Source organism: Aeromonas dhakensis (assembly GCF_002285935.1).
GTDB lineage: Bacteria > Pseudomonadota > Gammaproteobacteria > Enterobacterales > Aeromonadaceae > Aeromonas > Aeromonas dhakensis.
In genome coordinates this window covers 3,207,417-3,226,632 of the sequence record NZ_CP023141.1, presented here as the reverse complement: position 1 = coordinate 3,226,632, position 19,216 = coordinate 3,207,417, and the positions used below count along the sequence as shown (strand labels likewise).

The window sequence follows — 19,216 nt, the reverse complement described above, 5'->3', positions numbered from 1 at the left end:
GAACGGCAGGATGAAACGCTCGTCCCATCCCGCTGACGATCAGAGGCGAACCAGCGCCGAGCCCCAGGCAAAACCGCCGCCGAAGGCTTCCAGCAAGACCAGCTGGCCCGGTTTGATCCGGCCGTCGCGCACCCCTTCATCGAAGGCGATGGGCACGGAGGCGGCAGAGGTGTTGCCGTGTTTGTCGAGGGTCAGCACCACCTTGTCCAGCCCCATGCCAAGCTTCTTGGCGGTGGCGCTGATGATGCGGAAGTTGGCCTGATGGGGCACCAGCCAGTCCAGCTCGCTCGGCTCGATGCCGGCGGCGGCCAGGGTCTCGGTGACGATTTCGCTCAGACGGGTGACCGCGACTTTGAAGACATCATTGCCCTTCATGTACATGTAGGCTTCGAGCTCGGCCCCCGGCATGCCGCGACGGGGCTGCGGCAGCTTGAGCAGCTCGCCATAACGACCATCCGCATGCAGATGGGTGGAGAGGATGCCGGGGGTGTCGCTCGCACCGATCACCACGGCCCCTGCCCCATCCCCAAACAGGATGATGGTGCCACGATCCTCGGGATCGCACATGCGCGACAGCACATCGGCGCCGACGACCAGCACGTGGCGGGCGGCACCGGATTTGACGAACTGATCGGCAATGGAGAGCGCATACGTAAAGCCGGCGCAGGCGGCCGCCACGTCGAAGGCCGGGATCCCTTGCACCCCGAGCAGCCCCTGCAGTTCACAGGCGGCGGCCGGAAAGGCGTTTTCGGCGCTGGTGGTGGCCAGCACTATCATGTCGAGATCGGCGGCCGTCAGGCCCGCGGCCTCCAGTGCGCGCAGGGCTGCCTGGTGAGACAGGGTTGCAACGGTTTCATCGGCACCGGCAATGCGGCGTTCACGGATCCCGGTACGCTCCACAATCCACTCGTCACTGGTCTCTACCATCTGTTCGAGGTCGGCGTTGGTGCGTACCGAGTTCGGCAGATAGCTGCCAGTACCCAAAATTTTGCTATGCATAGAGTTCTTATAGATCCCTGTCGGAAAAGACAGATTCAAGGCGATCTGCGATTTGCAATGGAAGTTGATGCTTGGCCTCTTGCGCGGCCAGCAGGATCGCGTTACACAGGGCACGCCGTTCGGCCCGCCCATGGCTTTTTACCACAATGCCGCGCAATCCTAACAGACTTGCACCGTTATACTGGTCGGGGTTCAGGTAAGAAAAACGTCGTTTGAACATAAATCCGGCGATACGGCCAAGAAAACTGCGTTTCTTGCGGGGATATCCGGCCAGTTGGGCCATCATCCGCACCACCCCCTCCGCCGTCTTGAGGGCGACGTTGCCGACAAAACCGTCGCAGACGATCACGTCGCAATCGCCGCTAAAAATTCGATCCCCTTCAACAAAGCCAACGAAGTTGAGCGCCTGGCACTGGCGCAGCAGTTCGGCACTGTGGCGCACCAGATCGTTCCCCTTGATCTCCTCCTCCCCCACGTTGAGCAGGGCCACCCTGGGAGTGGCAACCCCCTCCACCTTTTCAGCCACCACTGACCCCATCACGGCAAACTGCAGCAGGGTGTCGGCATCGCAGCTGACGTTGGCGCCGAGATCCAGCATCACGGTGCGTTTGCCGGACAGGGTGGGCAGCGCCTTGATGAGTGCGGGTCGGTCGACGCCGGGCAGGGATTTGAGCACGCATTTGGCCATGGCCATCAGTGCACCTGTGTTGCCGGCGCTGACGCAGGCATCGGCCTCGCCGCTCTTGACCAGATTGAGTACGACTCGCATGGAGGAGTCTTTCAGGGTGCGCAGTGCCACGATCGGTTTGTCGCCCATCCCAACGACCTGGGAGGCATGTACAAAACGGACACGAGGGTGATTGAGCAAGCCATGTTGCTGCAGGAGGGGGATGGTCTGGTGCTGGTCACCGACCAAGATCAATTTCAGCTGGGGTAAAAGAGACAGTGCCTGCACGGCGGCAGGCACTGTTTCCGAGGGGCCAATATCTCCCCCCATGATGTCTAGCGCGACAGTTTGCGTAGACAAAGGCAATCCTTAAGCGATTACCTTTTTACCGCGGTAGAAACCATCGGCAGTCACGTGGTGACGACGATGGATTTCGCCACTGGTCTGATCAACAGTCAGGGCAGCGGTGGTCAGCGCATCGTGGGAACGACGCATGCCACGCTTGGCACGGGTTTTACGGTTCTGTTGTACGGCCATTGTAGGCTAACTCCTAAATTCACTTACGTTTAAGCTCTTCAAGAACTGCAAAGGGATTCGGCCGCTCATCAGCAGGTTCGATTTCACCCCAGGTCATCTCCATGTTACCGCGCGGGCAAGCATCCATAGAATGCATGGCCACCTGCGGCAACGAGAGGATGAGTTCATCCTCCAGGATTTGATGAAGATCCATCTCGCCGTTTTCGTCCAACTCAATGGGCTCATAAGCTTCCGGCAGTTCTTCCTCGTTTGTTCTTTCGAACAGCGGAGTGTAGATAAATTCAGCTTCACAGAGATGCTCGAATGTCTCTCCACAACGCTGGCAAACCAGGTCAACCTTGGCATGGGCAGTGCCTTTCATAACGGTCAACTTCTGGACATCTTTGCCAAAGTGCAGCGATACATCGATATCACTCCGCAAGCCTGCGGTTGATTCCTCCAGCCTGGGCATCTGCGACTTTTCCACTATCCCGACATAATCGAGCAGCTTCGAGGCACTACGGACTGGATCAACCTTTACGGGCAACTTCACCTTTTGCATAGGGCGCGAATATTATAGGTCCAACAACTGATAGTCAAAGGAAAAAGTCCTTACCGCCGATGATTTTAACCTCACAACCCCCGCACATGGCGGAACTTGCGCTCACCGGTGCCTGATTATGCCACAAACCTGCGGATCCAACACCGGATCCTGGCCGGATTTGCTGGTGCGTCAGGCCCCAGACAGTTGTCAGACCGTCCCGCCGTCACTTGCTTGTCCAATTCGCCCTGCCTTCCCCACCTTGCTGCAGTCAAGGGGTAGCGCCACAAACACCATGCTTTCCACCATGTCGCTGATGAAGACAGGCACAGATCTCCACCGGGGCGGCCTCCATCAGGCGGCGAATGGCGCGAAAACTCTGCAGCGCAGCGTCGGCAGCCATGGGATTGACGAGCCAGGCGGGCAGCGTGTCGCCCGGGTTGGTATAGGTTTCGAGGCGCACCAGCGTCGTGCCGTTTAGCTGAGGCAGCGCTTCCCAGCGTCCTTCACTGGTGCGGATCCGCACCCGGCCGGGATAAGGCGGCAGAGCATCGGGGGCCGCCCAGACGCTCAGCACCAGGCCGCAATCTGGCAGCCGTTGCAGGCGGGAGTGGGTAATAAGCTCCCTATCCTGTACGGGCCAGGGGGCAGCGAGGCGGGTATAGACAATATCCTCATCGGGGGCGGGCTTGGCCAACACCCTCACCTCCAGGCTTTGGGGCAGCCACTCCTGATGTCGACCGGTATCACGCAGCACCGCGAGCAACGCCGCAGGGTGCGCTGCCACATACATCTCCAGTCGCAAGGCCAGAAAGGCGCCGGGTGGATGAGGGCGGGTCCAGAGCTGTATGCCCTCCTCCCCTGCCTGCAGGTGCCAGCCTTGTCCCCAGACGGGCAGACAGAGCAGCCACAACAGCCATATCCCGACTCTCATTATCCATGACCCCGCCTTGCCCATTCCTATGCTTATAGCCGTTTTTTTGGTCCCGCGAGGTAGAGGTCAGGGTTAACCCGCGCCCGTTGCCGCGATATGCTGGTGGTAGAGCCGTTTGATCTCGTCGCGCAGCCACAGCACCTTGGTGTTGTGGTTGTTGCGCTTGTGCCAGAGCAGGATGAAGGCGATGTCGAGTTGCCGGTAGAGGGCTTCATCCAGCGGCAGCGGCAAGGAGATCAGATTGTCGTGGTGCTGGCGGGCATAGCTGGCGCAATAGGAGGGCACCACCGCGATCAGTTCGTGGTCTGACTGGGCTGCGATGTGCAGCGCCTGCTCGAAGCTGGAGACCCGGATCGGCACCTGCCGATTGAGCCCCTCATCATCCAGCAGGCTGTCGAGCGCCCAGGCATCGCTCGCCTCCCACACCACGCTGACATGGGGATAGGCGAGGAAGTTGTCGAGGTTCCAGGTGCGGGCCAGCAGCGGGTGATCCTTGCGCAAAAACACCATGGGCCTGTCTTCGAACAACACCTCGTGATCGATGTAATAGGGCAATCGGTTGACCCTGGCCAGCGAGCTGGGGTGGGTTTCCCTCGCACAGAAGCCGAGATCGGCATCGCCATTGATGATGTCGTTGAGGGAGTGATGGTCCCAGTTCATGATCCGGATGGTTGATTTGCGATAGGTTTCATAAATCACCATGGGCAGATCATTGAGAAAGCTGATGTAAAAGGGCGACTCCAGCACTAGCCTGAACGCGGCCCCCGCCGGAATGGCATTGCCGCAGAGAGAGGCGATGTTGCCCGATAGCTGGAACCACTCCTTGAGCTCTTCTTCCAAGGTGAGCGACAAATTGGTGGGCTCCAGCCCCCGCTGAGTGCGAAGGAACAGCGGGTCGTCGAACCAGTCGCGCAGCCGCGCCAGCGCCTTGCTGACGGTAGGCGCCGTGACATTGAGTTTCTTGGCAGCCTTGGTGACACTGCGCTCTTGCAGCAACAGCCGAAATACCACCAACAAATTGAGATCGAGGTCGATCAAAGGACGCATGCTCAGGGATTCTCCATGACCGGGGTACCATGGGTGGCGCTGTCGAAGGCCGGCCCCAGGGCGCGAAAGAGCAGATAGAGTAACACGGCGCCGAGCAGGGCACAGGCAAGCAGCGTGCTGGATGTAAAGCCAAGCCACCCCATCAGCCAGATATAACCGGCGCTCACGGTTATCTGGGCAAGACAGAGGGTGGCGCTGGCGAGCGCGATCTGGTGACGGCAACTGGCCAGTGCCTCGCCCATGGCGAGGCCGAAGCTCGCAGAAAAACCGATGCAGGTGAAGGCAAAGCCCGCCAGTAGCAGCCACAGGCCCCAGAAGCTTTCAAGATGAGAGGCCAGGATCAGCAGCAGCGCCAACCCCAACCCGCCGTGGGCCAGTGCAAGCAAGTTGTGCTTGTGGAGCCGACGCAGCAACAAGGGGGCGAAGAAAGAGGTGATCATGCTGATCATCGCCATGATCATCATGATGCGGGCATACTCTGCGGTTGCCAGCCCCCTCTGGGTCATCAGGATCATGGGCGAAGTGCTGACATAGGTCAGAATGCAGGTCATGCCGGCACTGCTCAGCACGCACATCCAGAGGAACTGCGGCACTCGCAAGAAGGCAAAGCGGGCTGCTGACGTGCTCGAGGGTGGCTCAGGGTGCGCCGGCAGGCTCTCTTTCAGCCCCAGCAGGTTGATCAGCAGCACCACGCCGCCGAGCAGCGCCATGGCCTGAAAGATGGCGGGCCATGGGAAGCCGGTCAGGATGAGATAGCCGAGCAGCGGCGCCAGCACGGGGATCACGCAGATGACCCCATTGATTGCCGACAGCACGGCCGCCAGCCGTGCCGGTGGCAACACGTCTCGCAGCACGGTAAAGGTCATGATGTAGAGCGCGCCAGCCCCTGCCCCCTGACCCACCCGCGCCAGCAGAAACTGCGCAGTGTCGTCGGCGCTGCCGGCCAGTAGCGACGCCAGCATAAACAAGCCGGCCCCACTCAGGATCACTGGCCTGCGGCCGTGGCGATCCGCCAGCAAGCCGGCCAGCGGGACGGTCGCGGCCATGCCAAACAGATAGAGGGAAAACGCGGTGTGCAGCTGAGCCTCGCTGGCCTGAAGGCTGGCACCTATGTTGGGCAACGCCACCAGATAGAGATCGATCCCTACCGGGTAGAGCGTGATCATCAAAAAACAGCAAAGCATGTAACGGCCCATGGTGACTCCTCAGTGAATGGGTAGCATCGACAGGGGCACTATAACGTCAGGCCGAATGAATAAGCCGATAGCGGTGTTTTCCAATCTCGACATATTGGAAAAGAGAGTGGCGGCGACATTTGCCCGCGCCGCACGATGGCGATACCATCGGCGCCTGCCCGTTTCTGAACCTGGATAACTGATTGCCATGTCGCGCCCCCTGATCCTCGCTTCCACCTCCCGTTACCGCAAAGCCTTGCTGGAAAAGCTGGGCCTCCCCTTTGAGTGCGCCGCGCCCGAAGTCGATGAATCTGTGCTGCCAGGTGAAGAGGCACAAGCGCTGGTGGCCCGCCTTGCCCATGCCAAGGCCAGCGCCATTGCCGGCCTTCATGATCAAGGGCTGCTCATCGGTTCTGATCAGGTGTGCGTCTGCGATGGCCGGATCCTAGGGAAACCGGGAACGGTCGAACAAGCGGTAGCCCAGCTGATGGCGGCCCAGGGGCGCAGCGTCACCTTTTATACCGGCCTGTGCGTACTGGATGCGGCCTCCGGCCGGGTCGAGCAGCTGGTTGAGCCTTTCACCGTCCATTTTCGCCAGCTGGATGAGGCTGCCATCCGCCGCTATGTGGAGGCCGAACGTCCCCTCGACTGCGCCGGCAGCTTCAAGTGTGAAGGCATGGGTATCGTGCTGTTCAAGGCTCTGGAAGGGCGCGATCCCAATGCGCTGATCGGCTTGCCGCTGATCGGACTGATCGAACTGCTGGAGCGCCACGGCCTCTCTCTGCCCTGATGAAGGCAGAATGTTGGCAATAAAAAACGGAAGCCTTGGCTTCCGTTTTTTATTGCATCCCGGTACTTGTCATCAACCCAGCAGCGCCCTCAGCTCCGCCATGGTATCGACCACCGCCAGCGGATGGTGGGCCTGCAGGCGCCCCCGGTCGTGCACGCCCCAGCTTACGCCGATGCGCGGCATGGCCAGCGCTTCGGCCATCGCCATGTCGTGGATGGAGTCACCTATCATCACCGCCTGTGACGGGATCAGCGCCAGCTCGGTCAGGATCTGGGTCAACATCAGGGGATCAGGCTTGGAATTGGCCTCATCCGCTCCGCGCGTGGCGGCAAAGAGTGGCCGCAATCCGGTTTCATCCAGTACCCTGTCCAATCCCCGCCGTGACTTGCCGGTCGCCACCGCCAGCGCAATGCCCTGCTCGTGCCAGCCGTGCAGCAGCTCCCTCGCCCCGGCAAACAGGGGGCTGGGAGTGGCATCGTGCAGGTAGTGGTGGCGATAGCGGGCGATCAGGGCATTGGCTCGCTCACCGCCCTGCTCCAGGGAAAACAGCCGGGGGATGCCGACCTCCAGACTGAGGCCGATGATCTGGTGAGTGTCGGTGGCAGTGGGCACCAGCTCGGCACAGTCACGGGCGGCGGCAGCCACGCAGGCCACTATCCGGCCCACCGAGTCCATCAGGGTACCGTCCCAGTCGAAAATGGCGAGCCGGATCTGTGGCATCAGCGCGCCAATCCGTTGAGGAAGGTCTCGAGCTCGGGCGACAGGGGCGCTTCGACCTGCATCTCGCGACCATCGGCGGGGTGGGTGAAGGTCAGCCGCCAGGCATGCAAGAAGAGCCGTTTCAGGCCTTGGCTGCGCATTTTCTCGTCAAATGCCGCTTCTCCATACTTGTCGTCACACGCGATGGGGTGGCCGGCATGCAGCGTATGCACCCGGATCTGGTGGGTACGACCGGTGATCGGGCTGCACTCGACCAGGGTTGCTTCGGCGAATTGACGGGCAATGCGAAACCGGGTTTCAGACGGCTTACCATCTGCACTGACCCGCACGACCCGCTCGCCGGATTGCAGATCATTCTTGCGCAGCGGCGCATTGACCACCTTGACGTGGGGTTGCCACTGGCCACGTACCAGCGCCAGGTACTGTTTGCGCATGGTCTTGACCCGCAGCTGCTCGTGCAGACTGCGCAGGGCACTGCGCTTCTTGGCGACCAGCAGTACTCCGGAGGTGTCGCGATCGAGACGATGCACCAGTTCGAGAAAACGGGCTTCCGGGCGCAGGGCGCGCAGCCCTTCGATGACCCCGAAGCTCAGCCCGCTGCCGCCGTGAACGGCCATGCCAGACGGCTTGTTGAGCACGATCATGGCGTCGTCTTCAAACAGGATCTGACTCTCCAGACGCTGGATGCTGCCGAGGTTGGCCGAGGGCAATTCGTTCTTTTCGGCGACCCGCACGGGGGGTACCCGTACCTCGTCACCGGCGCAGAGTTTGTACTCCGGTTTGATGCGCTTTTTGTTGACGCGCACTTCCCCCTTGCGAAGGATGCGATAGATCAGGCTCTTGGGGACGCCCTTTAGCTGAGTCTTGAGAAAATTGTCGATGCGCTGCCCGTCATGCTCAGCTTCGATGGTGAGCAGCTGCACTTGTTGTTGTATCTGTGTCATGGCGCGGATTTTAACACTGCCGACGGTCCTTGGCTGCATGCTTTGTTGAAAAATGGCGCCTTGCTATAAAAGTGATTTAAATGGGATAATAAACAAGGTTTTGTCATTGTGTTCAAGCCTTGTACTAAGTGGCCAAAAATTATGCCACCCAATCCCGAAACACCGTGTATACAAGAACATGACGGTTCCCGGGTGCGAGGTACAGCGCATGGAGAACGCAAACAGAACCGCCTATTTGTCTCCACACTGGTATCCTTTTCATGCCTTCTCGAGAAGGCTGAACCAGAGTGCCCTTAGTTTGCGCCTCATGCATACCCCAACCGGGAGGTTGCCCCAGTATGCTGAAGACCCGAGGCCGGCGCCGGCAGGATCCTGTGGAGGAAATCAAAATGACAAAATAACGAGAACTCAATGAAAAGAATGCTAATCAACGCGACTCAGGAAGAAGAGTTGCGCGTAGCGCTGGTTGACGGACAACAGCTCTACGATCTGGATATTGAAAGTCCGGGACACGAGCAGAAGAAAGCGAACATTTACAAGGGCAAAATCACCCGCGTAGAACCCAGTCTCGAAGCTGCTTTTGTCGACTATGGCGCCGAGCGCCACGGTTTCCTGCCGTTAAAGGAAATCGCCCGCAATTACTTCCCCTCCGGTTACTCCTATCAGGGTCGTCCCAACATCAAAGAAGTGGTCCGCGAAGGCCAGGAAGTCATCGTCCAGATCGACAAGGAAGAGCGTGGCACCAAGGGTGCAGCCCTCACCACCTTCATCAGTCTGGCCGGCAGCTACCTGGTGCTGATGCCGAACAACCCCCGTGCCGGCGGTATCTCCCGTCGCATCGAGGGCGATGAACGGACTGAACTGAAAGAAGCCCTGAGCGGCCTGACCGTGCCGGACGGCATGGGCCTCATCGTGCGTACCGCCGGTGTGGGCAAGTCCCCGGAAGAGCTGGAATGGGATCTGAACGTTTTGCTCAACCACTGGGACTCCATCCACAAGGCGTCACAGAGCCGCTCCGCGCCGGTGCTGATCCATCAGGAAAGCAACGTCATCGTGCGTGCCATCCGTGATTACCTGCGCCGCGATGTGGGCGAGATCCTGATCGACAACCCGGTCATTTTCGAACGCGCCAAGTCGCACATCGAGCTGGTACGTCCCGATTTCCTCAACCGCGTGAAGCTGTACAAGGGTGAAGTTGCCCTGTTCAACCACTTCCAGATTGAGAGCCAGATCGAGTCTGCCTTCCAGCGTGAAGTGCGCCTGCCCTCCGGCGGCAGCATCGTGATCGATCCGACCGAAGCGCTGACCTCCATCGATATCAACTCCTCCCGCGCCACCAAGGGCGGCGATATCGAAGAGACTGCGCTGCAGACCAACCTGGAAGCGGCCGACGAGATTGCTCGTCAATTGCGTCTGCGTGACCTGGGTGGTCTGATTGTCATCGACTTCATCGACATGACGCCGGTTCGCCATCAGCGCGAAGTGGAAAACCGTCTGCGTGAAGCCGTGCATCAGGACCGTGCCCGCATCCAGCTTGGCCGGATCTCCCGTTTCGGTCTGCTGGAGATGTCTCGTCAGCGTCTGCGTCCCTCCCTCAACGAGTCCAGCAGCCATATCTGCCCCCGTTGCCAGGGTCAGGGTGTGATCCGTGACAACGAGTCACTGGCCCTGTCCATCCTGCGTCTCATCGAAGAAGAGGCGATGAAGGACAACACTGAGCAGGTGCATGCTCAGGTGCCGGTCGATGTCGCCGCCTATCTGCTCAACGAGAAGCGCAGCTCCATCGCCAGCCTGGAACAACGCAATGATGTGCGTGTCTACATCATTCCGAACCAGCACCTGGAAACCCCGCACTACGAAGTGACCCGCATCCGTCAGAACGAGATCCCGGAAGCGGCCAGCTACGAGCTGAAAACCGAAATTGCCAAGCCGGTCTACCAGCCCAAACAGGCCCAGACCATCGAGCGCGAGCAGCCCCTGCTGCAAGGCTTCGTCCAGGCACCGCAACCGGCTGCGCCGGCGGCCCCCGCCCCTGTTGCAGCCCCGGTTGCCGAAGAGCCGGGCCTGTTCGGCAAGCTGTTCAAGAGCCTCTCCAACCTGTTCGGCGGCAATGCTGACAGCGCCGAGGTCACCGCGCCTGCCGAGAAACCGGCAACCCGCGAGGCTCGCAAAGAGGACGGTCACCGTCATCAGCGCGATGAATCCCGCAGCCGTGGTCAACGTGGTCGTCGTGACGACAACCGCAGCAGCCGCAACGGCGATGCCGGCGAGAAGCGCGAAGGCGTGGCCAGCCGCGAGAACGGCGAAGGCCGCAACCGTCGCCCGCGCAAAGAGCGTGAGCCACGTCAGGAACGTGAAGCCCGTGGTGACGTGCGCGAACAGCGCATGGAACGTGAACCTCGCGAGGCTCGTGAGCCGCGTCAGGAGCGCGAACCCCGTGCCCCGCGTCAGGCTCGTGAGCCCCGCGCTCCGCGTGAACCCCGTGCCGAGGTAGTGGTTGACACGCTGGACAGCGTAGAAGCCGTTGCCACCAACGTGGAACAGCGTCAGGAAAAAGAGCAGAAAGTGGCCGAGCGCCGCGAACGCCGCCAACTGCGCAAGCAGATCCGCGTCGATGCGCCTGCCGATGACGCCGCTGTTGCCCACGCTGCCGATGTAGCGCCGGTTGCCGCCGTCGATGCCGTTGACGCGACTGAACAACAGGATGAGCAGGCAGAAGGCCAGCGTCGTTCCCGCCGTACTCCGCGCAATCAGCGTATCGAAGGCCAACGCCGCAAGCGCATCAACGAAGAAGCTCGCAGCCAGCGTGACGATGAAGAGCAGACTGCCGACGCTGCACCGACTCTGACTGCTGCCGCGCAAGCCGATGCAGCCCAGGTCAAAGTGGAAGAACCGGCTGTGCCCGTGATCACCATCCCGAGCGCTGAAGCCGTTGCTGCTGCCCTGCAGGCCTCCTCTGCCCTGACCGAGCACGTGGTTGCCGAGGCCGTCGCCGAAGAAGCCCGCGAGCAGGCCGAAGCCGTTGTCGCCGCTGAACCGGTAGCAACCGTCGTCGAAACCGCCCCCGTGGTGGCCGAACCGGTCATTGCTGCTGTTGAAGCCGCGCCTGTTGCAGTGGAAACCGTGGCAGAGGCTGTCGTTGAGCCCGTACAGGCTGTTGAGACTCCGGTTGTCGAGACCAAACCGGTGGTGGAAGCGACCGTAGAAACCGCCCCGGCAGTTGCAGACGTCGTTGCCGCACCGACCGTTGAACCGGTTGCCGCTGTGGCCGAACCTGTTGTCGTTGCAGAGACTGCCAAGGTTGAACCCGCAACCACAGCCCCGGCTGCCAAGCAGGTCAAGCGCGGTGGCAGCCTGCTGGCTGGTGCCCGCAAGGCCTCTGCCCCGATGGCAACTCCGGCCGCCGCCCCTGCCCTGCCGGCACGCGAGCCGGTCGAGTATGCACCCTTGGTGCGCAGCGAAGTGGCCACTTCCGGCCGTCATGGTGGCAGTACTGCCGCCGTCAACGTTGCAACCAGCCCGGCCGGTCGTCCCTGATTGACCCGCTAGCCTGATAAAAGAGCCACACACTGTGTGGCTCTTTTTTTATCTCTCTATGTAGCTCGTATTGACCCAGGAGCAGCGCCTGCAACCCGGTCCATTACCGTCTGCTCATCTTCTTTATGCCACTCTGTGCAAACCTAACCCTGGCTTCTCGCACTGCTGATGGTTACCCGTCATGCTTCCCTACCCCACTATCCAGGCTTCACGCTTCTGATACATCCATATGATCTGAAACCCCGGTCGTTTTACGACAGCAGACATGGTCAGTTGAAACCGCGATTAACACGCCTTGCTCCCCCACTCCATCCGGCTTTCCAAGCAGTGACGCTGTGATAGCGGAGCAGAACATTGCTCATGGCGTTGCACACTGTCCATTTCTTCTATCGGATATTCACCAACGCACATCTGACTGCCTCGTTACATCATCTGAACTCTGCTGCTCGCGCCGATTGGCCTCCCCATGACTTGAGTGACTGGTCTAACGGGCCACATTTTTGTTGATGTCAAATCCCCTCGCTTTGTAGACGGGTTTCTTTGAAGGTCGTTTACATTGTTTTCAAATATTTAGTTTGATGGCATATAACGAGAGCATTGGCATCCTCGTCAACTACGAAGGTATGGCTGAGTGTTTGTTTTGAAGACATGAAAAAAGGGCCCTTGGGGCCCTTTTGACAATCAGATGGAACTGGTTCAACTGAACAGATGGTTGCTGATCAGGAACAGACCACCGGAGAGCAGCATGGTGAGCGGCAGGGTCAGCACCCAGGCCATCAGGATGGTCTTGATGGTCTGGCTCTGCAGGCCCGACTTGTTGGCCACCATGGTCCCCGCTACCGCAGAGGAGAGAATATGGGTGGTGGACACCGGCATGCCGGTCAGACTGGCGATACCGATGGAGGCAGCTGCCGTGATCTGGGCTGCAATCCCCTGGCTATAGGTCATGCCGGAGGATCCGATCTTCTCGCCTACTGTGTAGACGATACGACGCCAGCCCACCATGGTGCCGCAGCCAAGTGCCAGGGCGATGGAGACGATAACCCAGGTCGGCGCGTATTCGGCGGTCGCGGTCAGATCCTTGCGCCATTTGGCGAGATCGGTCAGCTCCTTGGCCGGCAGCGGCAGCTTGGAAACCTTGCGGGCGGTATCGTCGATGCACAGCAGCAGGCGACGTACTTCACGGCGATCGGTCAGGTCCATCTCTTCATAGGTACGCACCTGGGCAAGACGATTGTCCAGGGTGGCCATGGCCTGCAGTGCACCGGAGGCGGCGCAATGGGTCATCAGCTCTTCCTGGGCCTGGGCCGGCACCTTGAAGTCCACCACCTTGGAAACCAGCTCATGGTTGCGCTGATAGATCTCCATGATGCGCTGGTTGGCATCCTGGGTGCGATCCAGATCGTAGGAGCGGCTGTTCATGTCCAGCGCGAAGTAGGCCGGAGCCATGCAGATCAGCACCAGCATCACCAGACCGATACCCTTCTGGCCATCGTTGGAGCCGTGCACGAAGCTGACCCCCATGGCAGAAGCTACCAGCGTGAGGCGAGCCCAGAACGGCGGATGCTTCTTGCCATCCACCAGCAGGCGCTCTTCCGGTGTTTTGTGGATCTTGCTGCCCTGCCAGACACGTTTCATGGCAAACAGCAGTATGGCCGCAATGATGAAACCGACGGTGGGCGAGATGATGAGGGAGAGCATGATGTCGATGGCTTTGCCGACGTTGATGCCTTCCTGCAGCGGTTGATGGTTGATCCAGGCATAGGCGCCGCCTACCCCCAGGATGGAGCCGATCAACGTGTGCGAGCTGGATGCGGGGATCCCGAAGAACCAGGTGCCCAGGTTCCACACGATGGCGGAAAACAGCAGGGAGAACACCATGATAAGACCCTGGGTAGAGTCCATTCCGAGCAGCAGATCGATGGGCAGCAGGTGAACAATGGCATAGGCCACCCCCAACCCGCCCATCATGACCCCGGCAAAGTTGAACAGACCGGAGGCCACCACGGCCGTATGAGCCGGCATCGCCTTGGTATAGATGACCGTTGCTACCGCGTTGGCGGTATCGTGAAAGCCATTGATGAATTCATAGGCCAACACAAAAAAAACGGCCAATACCAAACCGATTGACCACCACAAACCCAAACCACTAAACATTTCAAACATAAAAAAACGAACCTGTTTATGAGTTGCGGCGGATTATGCCAGAAGGCTGATAACGCCATACCCGTTGTTGAAATATTTCAGTAAGAAAAAAAAAGAGCATTCAGCCAAAAAATAGCTTAGCGCCAGTCACCATGCGGCTTGTCTTGGATTAATTAAACAGACCTTGCCTGACAAAAACAGTCCCCAAACGGGAATAATTCATCATTTCTGGCCACTCCAATCCCCCTCCACAGGTGCGCGTTGCGTCAATCTTGGACCGATCCAAAAGGGAAAATTGCACAAGGAACCGACAACTTCCCTGCCGACGCTGGTTGCCACCACCATGGATAAGGGCGCCGTTGCGGGCGCCCTTCTTCAGCATATTGTCTCTTGTCGACGGCCAAGGATCACGCAGGCCAGATCAGTCCTGGTTGATGCGGCTGGCCACTGCGCCCTGCTGGCTCTTGTACTTGGCGTTTTCCCGCTTGTTGTAGGGACGCGCCGCCACACCGGAGAGCATCTCGAAGTTCAGCGCACCTATCTTCATCTTGGGGCGCAGCGCCAGCGGCAGCTTGCCGCCGTTATAGAACTCCAGCACGATGCGGCCGGACCAGCCCGGATCAATGCGGTGTGCGGTCACATGTACCATGAGGCCCAGGCGAGCCAGGGAGGAACGGCCATCGAGCCAGCCGACGATATCCGCCGGCAGGGTGACCGATTCATAAGTGACCGCCAGCGCCAGCTGACCCGGGTGCAGATAGAAGGCTTCCCCATCGGGAATGTGGATTTCGTCGCTCATCACCCGATCGATGGCATCGGCCATCTCGCTGCTCGGCCCGCTCAGATCAATATAGGGAGCGGTGTGATCGCGAAACACCCGAAACTCGTTGCCCAGCAGCACGTCGACGCTGACGCCACTGATCCGTTCAATACCGGGTCTTGGCTCAATGACGATCTTGCCTTCATCCAGATGACGTTCGATATCGGTATCACAAAGACGCATTGGGCGACTCTCCTGACAAATTGTTCATTTAAAAAAGCCGGGCATCACCCGGCTTGATATCTCTCAACCAATCAACATATGGCGGATCCGCGCCTTGAGCATGTCGATGGCGATGCGGTTCTTGCCGCCACGGGGTACGATCACGTCCGCGTACTGCTTGGAAGGCTCGATAAACTGCAGGAACATGGGACGCACCGTCTTCTGGTACTGCTTGAGCACGGAATCCATGGTCCGGCCGCGTTCCTGCACGTCGCGCACCAGGCGGCGCAGCAGGCAGACGTCGAGCGGGGTATCCATGAAGATGGAGGCATCCATCAGATCGCGCAAGCGGCTGTCGGTCAGCAGCAGGATCCCTTCCAGAATGATCACCCGGCGCGGGGCAAAGGGGGTCACATCGCTCATGCGGGTGTGTTCGGTATAGGAGTACTGGGGAATGTTGACGGCATCCCCCTGCACCAGCTGGCTCAAGTGTTGTACCAGCAGGTCGTGATCCAGTGCGTTGGGGTGGTCATAGTTGGTCTTGACCCGCTCTTCCATGGTCAGGTGGGTCTGATCGCGATAGTAGCAATCCTCGGTGATCACGCCAATTTGACCGGCTCCCAGCTCGGCCACCAGCTCTTCATAGATGGTTTGGGCTATAAGACTTTTGCCGGACGCGGATGCACCAGCAATACCGATGATCACACACGAATGTTGAGTATCAGACATTGAAAAATACCTAAAGAGAAGAGCAGTGGGAATTGTTTAAACCGATCCATTATATAAAAAAGGGTGAGCCCTGCCCACCCTCAAATCCACCCCAAACGGCCGACCGCCGATTATTCATCCAGCGCCATGGTATAGAGGGGGGTCGCAATCGGTTTTCCGCTGAAATAGAGTTCAGCCCCCACCCGACGGGCCAGTTTCAGATAGGCCTCTGCCAGCTCCCCCTTCGGTGCGCCGAACACGGTCGGGCAGCCATCGTCCATGTGTTTGCGGATGTCGATGTGCAGTGGCAGCTGACCCAGCAGCGCCACCTGATACTGCTCGGCCATCTTCTGGCCGCCGCCGGTACCGAACAGCGCCTCATGATGACCACAGGCGCTGCAGACGTGATAACTCATGTTCTCGACTATGCCGAGCACGGGCACATTGACCTTGTTGAACATGGCTACCCCCTTGCGGGCATCCGCCAGCGCCACATCCTGAGGGGTGGTGACGATCACCGCTGCCGTGGTCGGTACCTGCTGGGCCAGGGTGAGCTGGATGTCACCGGTGCCCGGCGGCATGTCCACCACCAGGTAGTCCACCTCGCCCCAGCGGGTCTCGTGGAGGATCTGGGCCAGCGCCTTGCTCGCCATGGGGCCGCGCCAGATGGTGGCATCCTGCTCGGAGACCAGATAGCCGATGCTGTTGCTCTTGAGGCCACAGGCCATCACCGGCTCCATCAGCTTGCCGTCATGGCTGACGGGACGCTCCTTGAGGGTTCCGGTCATGGTCGGAATGGAGGGACCGTAGATGTCCGCATCCAGAATGGCGACCCGCGCCCCCTCCTTTTGCAGTGCCAGCGCCAGGTTGACGGCGGTGGTGGACTTGCCCACCCCGCCCTTGCCGGAGGCAACCACAATGATGTTGCGAATGCCCTGCACCGCCGCCAGCCCCTGCGCCCGCGGCATGCTGGCCACCTCGATCTCGCCGACCCAGTCGATACGGGTCGCGCCGGTGACGCTGCGCAGCCGGGCATCGAAGTCCTGCTGGATCTGCTCGAACAGGGAGTGGCCAGCGAAGGGCAGCACCAGCTTGATGGTGAGCGCCGACCCCTGTTTGTCAATGCTGCGTACAAAGCCGGCAGCCACCAGATCCTTGCTCCACCCTGTCGGCTTAAATTCGGCCAGGATCTGTTTTACTGAATCAATCACCATTAACTCCTCATTATCTTGTCATTATCTTGAGGTGAACGGTTACCGCACACAAATCAGTGGCTTGCCTGCTTGCCGACCGGCGTGCGCCGGCGGGTAGGACGAGCCACAACCCTAGGCAGGCTACCCCCAATTCGGGTAACATGCACGGCACTCTATCATCCCAACAAGCACATCAAGAACGACTATATGGCAACTGATCCTCGTACAATGCTGGTAACCTGCGCCCTTCCCTATGCCAATGGCTCCATCCATCTTGGCCACATGCTGGAACACATCCAGGCCGATATCTGGGTTCGTTATCAGCGAATGCGCGGTCACCAGGTGCACTTTGTCTGTGCCGACGATGCCCATGGCACCCCGATCATGCTCAAGGCCCAACAGCTGGGGATCACCCCGGAAGAGATGATCGCGGCCGTCTCCCAGGAGCACCAGGCCGACTTCGCCGGGTTCAACATCAGTTTTGACAACTATCACTCCACCCACAGCGACGAGAACCGCGAGCTGGCCGGGCTTATCTACGGCCGTCTGCAGGCCGGCGGCAAGATCAAGAGCCGCACCATCTCCCAGCTGTTCGATCCGGAAAAATCCATGTTCCTGCCGGATCGTTTCGTCAAGGGGACCTGCCCCAAGTGCAAGTCCCCGGAGCAGTATGGCGACAACTGCGACAGCTGCGGCGCCACCTACAGCCCGACTGAGCTCATCGATCCGAAATCTGCCGTCTCCGGCGCCACTCCGGTGATGAAGGACTCCGAGCACTTCTTCTTCGACCTGCCGCAGTTTGAAACCTGGCTGGCCGACTGGGTGCGCGGCTCCGGTGCCATTCAGGAAGAGATGGCCAACAAGATGCAGGAGTGGTTTGAAAGCGGCCTGCAGCAGTGGGACATCACCCGTGACGCCCCCTATTTCGGATTCGAAATTCCCGGCGCCCCGGGCAAGTACTTCTACGTCTGGCTGGATGCCCCCATCGGTTACATGGCCTCCTTCAAGAACCTGTGCAACAAGCGCGGTGACATCGATTTCGACAGCTACTGGAAAGCGGACTCCGAGGCCGAGCTCTACCACTTCATCGGCAAGGACATCGCCTACTTCCACTGCCTGTTCTGGCCATCCATGCTGGAAGGCGCGGGCTTCCGCAAGCCGACCAAGGTCAATGTGCACGGCTACGTGACCGTCAACGGCGCCAAGATGTCCAAGTCCAAGGGCACCTTCATCAAGGCCTCCACCTATCTGAACCACCTGGATCCGGAGTGCCTGCGTTACTACTATGCCGCCAAGCTCAACAGCCGCATCGACGATCTGGACTTGAACCTCGAAGACTTCGTGCAGCGCGTCAACGCCGATGTGGTCAACAAGCTGGTCAACCTCGCTTCTCGCAACGCCGGCTTCATCGCCAAGCGCTTCGACGGCAAGCTGGCCGCCACCTGCGCCGAGCCTGAGCTCTACGCCGAGTTTGCCAATGCCCGCACAGTGATCGCCGAGGCCTACGAGAGCCGCGAGTTCAGCCGCGCCATCCGCGAGATCATGGCACTGGCCGACAAGGCCAACCGCTACGTGGACGACAAGGCCCCCTGGGTCATCGCCAAGCAGGAAGGGGCGGATGCCGAGCTGCAAGCAGTCTGCTCCGTCGGCATCAACCTGTTCCGTGTGCTGATGGCCTACCTCAAGCCCGTCATGCCGCTGCTGGCCGAGCGCGCCGAGGCCTTCCTGGCCGAGACCCTCAGCTGGGATGGTATCGCCGCCCCGCTGGTCGACCACACTGTCGCCCCGTTCAAGGCGCTCTTCTCCCGCATCGAGCCGGCCAAGATTGAAGCCATGATCGAGGCTTCCAAAGAGGATCTGGCCAAAGAGCAGGCACCGAAAGCCACCGGTCCGCTGGTTGATGACCCCATCAGCGAAACCATCGCCTACGACGATTTTGCCAAGATTGACCTGCGCGTGGCGCTGATCACGAAGGCCGAAGCGGTGCCGGAAGCGGACAAGCTGCTCAAGCTGCAACTGGACATCGGCGGCGAGACCCGTCAGGTGTTTGCCGGCATCAAGTCCGCCTACAACCCCGAAGATCTGGAAGGCAAGCTGACCGTGATGGTGGCCAACCTGGCCCCGCGCAAGATGCGCTTTGGCATGTCTGAAGGCATGGTGCTGGCCGCAGGCCCGGGTGGCAAGGATCTCTGGATCCTGGAGCCGCAAGAAGGTGCCCAGCCTGGCATGCGCGTCAAATAAGCGCTGCCACAGCCGTTAGTAACAAGGGAGGCCTGGGGCCTCCCTTTTATTTTCTCTCTTTCCTCCTCCCCCTCTCC

The 19,216-nt window shown here is 59.9% G+C and carries 16 protein-coding genes; 3 read left to right on the top strand and 13 right to left on the bottom strand.

Annotated features, from left to right (window positions below; translation table 11 throughout):
• Positions 1 to 39: 39 nt before the first annotated feature.
• From CK627_RS15010 to CK627_RS14980, 7 genes are all read right to left on the bottom strand, one after another.
• Positions 40 to 999: a beta-ketoacyl-ACP synthase III gene (locus tag CK627_RS15010; protein ID WP_017782848.1), complete on the bottom strand. Its 960-nt coding sequence runs from the start codon at positions 997 to 999 to the stop codon at positions 40 to 42.
• Between the two features lie 7 nt (positions 1,000 to 1,006).
• Complete coding sequence (gene plsX, locus CK627_RS15005; RefSeq protein ID WP_095592754.1) at positions 1,007 to 2,026, bottom strand: phosphate acyltransferase PlsX; 1,020 nt, start codon at positions 2,024 to 2,026, stop codon at positions 1,007 to 1,009.
• A gap of 9 nt (positions 2,027 to 2,035) precedes the next feature.
• The gene (gene rpmF / locus CK627_RS15000) at positions 2,036 to 2,203 is read right to left on the bottom strand and encodes a 50S ribosomal protein L32 (RefSeq protein WP_005300935.1); all 168 of its coding nucleotides are present in this window, start codon (positions 2,201 to 2,203) and stop codon (positions 2,036 to 2,038) included.
• A 19-nt stretch (positions 2,204 to 2,222) separates the two neighbouring features.
• Positions 2,223 to 2,744, bottom strand: coding sequence for a 23S rRNA accumulation protein YceD (yceD, locus tag CK627_RS14995; protein WP_017785364.1), 522 nt, complete (start codon positions 2,742 to 2,744; stop codon positions 2,223 to 2,225).
• A gap of 250 nt (positions 2,745 to 2,994) precedes the next feature.
• On the bottom strand, positions 2,995 to 3,657 hold the full coding sequence (locus tag CK627_RS14990) for an START domain-containing protein (RefSeq protein ID WP_437339679.1): 663 nt from the start codon (positions 3,655 to 3,657) through the stop codon (positions 2,995 to 2,997).
• A 72-nt stretch (positions 3,658 to 3,729) separates the two neighbouring features.
• A complete protein-coding gene (yidZ, locus tag CK627_RS14985) occupies positions 3,730 to 4,704 on the bottom strand; it encodes an HTH-type transcriptional regulator YidZ (protein ID WP_095592753.1) in 975 nt (324 codons plus the stop codon).
• Between the two features lie 2 nt (positions 4,705 to 4,706).
• Positions 4,707 to 5,900, bottom strand: coding sequence for an MdtL family multidrug efflux MFS transporter (locus CK627_RS14980; protein ID WP_017764483.1), 1,194 nt, complete (start codon positions 5,898 to 5,900; stop codon positions 4,707 to 4,709).
• 187 nt (positions 5,901 to 6,087) lie between these two features.
• Here CK627_RS14980 and CK627_RS14975 point away from each other — a divergent pair, with 187 nt between their 5' ends.
• The gene (locus CK627_RS14975; RefSeq protein WP_095592752.1) at positions 6,088 to 6,669 is read left to right on the top strand and encodes a Maf family protein; all 582 of its coding nucleotides are present in this window, start codon (positions 6,088 to 6,090) and stop codon (positions 6,667 to 6,669) included.
• 72 nt (positions 6,670 to 6,741) lie between these two features.
• Here the strand turns inward: CK627_RS14975 and CK627_RS14970 are convergent, their stop codons facing one another.
• The gene (locus tag CK627_RS14970; RefSeq protein ID WP_017788078.1) at positions 6,742 to 7,389 is read right to left on the bottom strand and encodes an HAD family hydrolase; all 648 of its coding nucleotides are present in this window, start codon (positions 7,387 to 7,389) and stop codon (positions 6,742 to 6,744) included.
• Entirely contained in the window at positions 7,389 to 8,333 is a 945-nt protein-coding gene (rluC, locus tag CK627_RS14965) for a 23S rRNA pseudouridine(955/2504/2580) synthase RluC (RefSeq protein ID WP_010633970.1), read from the bottom strand. Before rluC ends, CK627_RS14970 begins: the two co-directional genes overlap by 1 nt.
• A gap of 411 nt (positions 8,334 to 8,744) precedes the next feature.
• Between rluC and rne the strand changes: the two genes are divergently transcribed.
• Positions 8,745 to 11,870 (top strand): ribonuclease E, encoded by a 3,126-nt coding sequence (rne, locus tag CK627_RS14960; RefSeq protein ID WP_095592751.1) that lies wholly within the window; start codon positions 8,745 to 8,747, stop codon positions 11,868 to 11,870.
• Between the two features lie 696 nt (positions 11,871 to 12,566).
• On the opposite strand, the gene CK627_RS14955 is transcribed toward rne, so the two are convergent.
• The 4 genes from CK627_RS14955 to apbC all read right to left on the bottom strand — a co-directional run bounded on the left by CK627_RS14955 (position 12,567) and on the right by apbC (position 16,919).
• Positions 12,567 to 14,036 (bottom strand): inorganic phosphate transporter, encoded by a 1,470-nt coding sequence (locus tag CK627_RS14955; RefSeq protein ID WP_005300957.1) that lies wholly within the window; start codon positions 14,034 to 14,036, stop codon positions 12,567 to 12,569.
• 400 nt (positions 14,037 to 14,436) lie between these two features.
• The gene (gene dcd, locus CK627_RS14950) at positions 14,437 to 15,018 is read right to left on the bottom strand and encodes a dCTP deaminase (RefSeq protein WP_005300960.1); all 582 of its coding nucleotides are present in this window, start codon (positions 15,016 to 15,018) and stop codon (positions 14,437 to 14,439) included.
• Positions 15,019 to 15,081: 63 nt separating this feature from the next.
• Positions 15,082 to 15,726 (bottom strand): uridine kinase, encoded by a 645-nt coding sequence (gene udk, locus CK627_RS14945; RefSeq protein ID WP_095592750.1) that lies wholly within the window; start codon positions 15,724 to 15,726, stop codon positions 15,082 to 15,084.
• 110 nt (positions 15,727 to 15,836) lie between these two features.
• Complete coding sequence (apbC, locus tag CK627_RS14940; RefSeq protein ID WP_095592749.1) at positions 15,837 to 16,919, bottom strand: iron-sulfur cluster carrier protein ApbC; 1,083 nt, start codon at positions 16,917 to 16,919, stop codon at positions 15,837 to 15,839.
• Between the two features lie 186 nt (positions 16,920 to 17,105).
• Between apbC and metG the strand changes: the two genes are divergently transcribed.
• Positions 17,106 to 19,139, top strand: coding sequence for a methionine--tRNA ligase (gene metG, locus CK627_RS14935; RefSeq protein WP_095592748.1), 2,034 nt, complete (start codon positions 17,106 to 17,108; stop codon positions 19,137 to 19,139).
• Positions 19,140 to 19,216: the final 77 nt, after the last annotated feature.